Consider the following 3593-nt stretch of genomic DNA (forward strand, 5'->3'; position numbering starts at 1 on the left):
GGACTTGACCAGAGCATAGAAGATATGCATAAGTGATACAAGGAAACAAAGTTACAGAATCTGTCATAAGCAAAGTTCGTATTATTCGGTTTTGAAGGTACAAGATACTTTCAACCATACCGGTGACCAGCGGAGAGGCCCCACCCGTTCCCATCCCGAACACGGAAGTTAAGCTCTCATGCATCGAAAATACTTGGCGGGAGACTGCCCGGGAAGATAGATAGTTGCCGGTTTTATGCCTTAATAGCTCAGTCGGTAGAGCATGCGGCTGTTAACCGCAGGGTCGTTGGTTCGAGTCCATCTTAAGGCGCCATCCCGATACGGAGAAATCCGTATCGGGACCATATTTTGGCCCGTTGGTCAAGCGGTTAAGACACCGCCCTTTCACGGCGGTAACGAGAGTTCGATTCTCTCACGGGTCACCAAAAATCCTCATTCGAAAGAATGGGGATTTTTACTTTTTCTCTATTCTTTCTTCACTCTTCACTAAACCGTATTTCTCCCGGATTTTTGGAAAGGAATAGGGAATAATGAATAAGGAATAAGTATTACAAAAAAACTTTGCCTTTCGCAAAGCTTTTTTTATTTTTTGAATTGAAATCGGGGGGCTTGTTTGTATATATTTCATTGACAATATATTTTTAATATGATATAGTTTGATTGAATAAAATTACAAGCAGGGGATAGAAATGTGTAAAAATAGGCACATTCCTTTTTATTCTGTCTCTAATGAAAGAAGGAAAGCTAGAAAGACGCTATCAAATATTTCAAACTGATGATACATTGCATCTATCGGCTAAAATTTTTTTAAAGGAAAATTTGTATACGTTTTTCGATCTTGTGAAGACAGTTGATTCTAAAGAAATTATTGCGGAGGAAATTAAGAAAATTCTGAATTTACCGGAAGAAAAAAATGGCACTAATAGCTCCTGAATTACATAGACAGAGAGTACTGGAAAAAAAGAGGGCTTCATTTAGTAAGTACAAATAGGGACGTGTCTGATTTTGTAAGTTTTACATTGTATAGAAAATAAATTCACACAAAAATAAAACAATTATTTGCATTTTCCTTATATTATGATATAATTTATACTGATAATATAAAAAAGTACCGATACATTCACAGCGAAGGCGAAAGGAAGAGTTTTTATGCTGAAGGTAGCTGACTTTAAAGATATTCATCACTTCACCGACGGTGAAGAAAAGGTGTTTTCCTATCGTTTTGGGAACACGGTTTATGAAGAGGTGGCAGATGGTGGCATCTATCGTTCTGCCGGATGGAATACTGCAGGGTTTACGCTGAATGTTCAGGACGGGATGAATACCAGATTGAATCCCAACTGTTATTTTTCACCGCAGGCATTTGACATTGAAGTAGACGGAAGAACCTTGACACATCACTGGAAATTTGAAAAATTTGAATCCAATACCGAAGTTTTGGAAAATGGGACAGAAGTGCTGCACGGGATTGTTTTCTTAAAAAATACTTTGCTGGATGTTGGTTCTTGTGTACATACCATTTTGGACGGCACTTCGGTGATGACCCGATATATCACCCTTACCAATCATACCGATAAAGCAATCAATATCAGCAGAGTTTCACCTATGAGAGGTGCTGTGGACTATGTTGGAGCAATTCACGAGGTGTTGCAATCCAAAGACCTTTCCGATTTATATTCTGTGGGATATTTTGAAAGCAGTAACTGGGGAGAAGAAGGATTGTTTGGCTGGCATAAGCTTCCTGTGGCACGATACGGCTTTTGCGGAAAATTTCAGAATGAACGCTTCCGTCATCCTGCTTTTATGCTAAAAAACAATGCCTACGGAACCTTATATTTTTGTCAGCTTGCCTGGACGGGCGGTTATGAAATCACCTTTGATTTAAAACACAATGCCGGGGTGGCATATCTGGAGTTTCACATTGAAATTGATTCTGAACATCCTATTGACGTTTTAAATCCGGGAGAAACCTATGTGAGTCCTGAGGTTCATATCACTGCAACCAGCGGTTCTTTTGATGATGCTGTTAATATGATGCACGCACATACCAGAAGAAGTGTGTTTACCTTGCCGGAGCAGGAAATGGCTGCATCCGGGTTGGTTAACAGCGGCGTTGGACCTGAAAGAGCAATGACCTTTGAAGCAGCAAAGCATTTTATTGACACTGCAGCTATGGTTGGGGCAGAAACCTTTGTGTTGGACGCAGGTTGGTATCTACCGGAAGGTGAAGAAATTGCCGGCTGGAGTGACGGTACCGGAAACTGGTATGCCGACGAAGCAAAATATGGCAAAGATTTCGGTGAAATCCGGGAGTATGCACATTCCAAGGGCTTACTTTTCGGGTTATGGATGGAACCGGAATCTTTTGGTTCCAAAGCAGAAATTTTAAAAGAACATCCCGAGTGGAGAGGGGTTACCTTTGACGGTAATCCCAGCCGTATTGTAAATATGGCAAACCCTGAAGCGGTACAGTGGGTAGAATCTGAAATTTCAAGAATCATTGAAGAATATCACCTGGAGCTTTTCAGACTGGATTTCAACGTGGAAGCCCGTGAATGGTATATTCAGGACGAAAAGAGCGGTGTAGTGCGAAGCGGTGTGCACGAGTATTATAAAAATACCTGTGATATGTATCGCAGATTACGAAAAAAATATCCCAATGTTGTGTTTGAAAACTGTGCTTCCGGCGGTAGCAGAACCACTCTTGATTTTGTGCGTAACTTTACACACACCTGGGTGACCGATTGGCAGAAAGCACCAAGAAGCATTGCTATTACCAACGGTATGACCATGGTGCTTCCGCCCGAAAAGGTGGATGGCCTTACCGGCGGTATGAACAGTCATATTATCGGTTCCCTTGATTTTCAGGCAAGAAGAACAATTTTTGGAAAACCGTCTGTAAATACCTTCAACTGTATGGGAAGCCAATATAACCCCAATCAGATTGCCTTTATCAAGCATACCTTCAACCTTTATAAAGAGGTGGTGCGCCCCTATGCAAAGGATGGCTTGATTTTCCATCACACACCCGAATGCGGCGGATTGCATCCCAAGGGAGTGACCGTTCTGGAACGTTCTGCTAAAAATGCAGAATGTGGTATCATTGGTGTGTTTGGTCTTTATGACTTAAAGGATGAGTTTGTGACGGTGTATCCCAGAGGTTTAGATCTTGGTGCAAACTATGAAATCACTATGGATAATTCCGGTGCCAAGACAATCGTATCTGCATTTGAGTTGGTAAATTGCGGCATTAAAGTAAATTTGGATACCGCTTTAAGCAGTGAGCTGATTATTTATAAAAAGTCTCTGTATTAGATAAGTATTGGTATGCATAATTGACATTTTTATTCATTTGTGTGAATAATGCAAAGAAAAGGAGCAAGGCATATTTCAACCTTGCTCCTATTTGATTTGACAAACTGAATTTTACTTGTAACAATAGAATTCAATTGCCCCACAGACAAATACCGCCGTACCATCTGCATTCTTATCGATGTTATTTTTGAAGCGTTCATCTTGGGTATACATTTGACCGAGACCTGCTAAAATCTCGTCTGTACAGAGATAGTAATTTTGAGTAATATGGTCTTGCA

At 40.7% G+C, this 3593-nt stretch carries 2 protein-coding genes, 2 tRNA genes and 1 rRNA gene; 4 read left to right on the forward strand and 1 reads right to left on the reverse strand.

Annotated elements, in window-relative coordinates:
• The first annotated feature begins 118 nt into the window (after positions 1-118).
• From rrf to E7413_08025, 4 genes are all read left to right on the forward strand, one after another.
• Positions 119-233: ribosomal RNA gene (gene rrf / locus E7413_08010) — 5S ribosomal RNA — on the forward strand.
• 4 nt (positions 234-237) lie between these two features.
• Positions 238-313: transfer RNA gene (locus E7413_08015), tRNA-Asn, on the forward strand.
• A 37-nt stretch (positions 314-350) separates the two neighbouring features.
• A tRNA-Glu gene (locus tag E7413_08020) sits at positions 351-425 on the forward strand.
• Between the two features lie 724 nt (positions 426-1149).
• Positions 1150-3315 carry an alpha-galactosidase gene (locus tag E7413_08025; GenBank protein ID MBE7019799.1) on the forward strand — a complete coding sequence of 722 codons (2166 nt, stop codon included), beginning with the start codon at positions 1150-1152 and terminating at the stop codon, positions 3313-3315.
• A 111-nt stretch (positions 3316-3426) separates the two neighbouring features.
• On the opposite strand, the gene E7413_08030 is transcribed toward E7413_08025, so the two are convergent.
• Positions 3427-3593, reverse strand: a 167-nt coding sequence (locus E7413_08030) for a MerR family transcriptional regulator (GenBank protein MBE7019800.1), incomplete at its 5' end; no start/stop codon positions are given.

The sequence above is a fragment of the Oscillospiraceae bacterium genome (assembly GCA_015068645.1).
Lineage (GTDB): Bacteria > Bacillota > Clostridia > UMGS1840 > UMGS1840 > SIG452.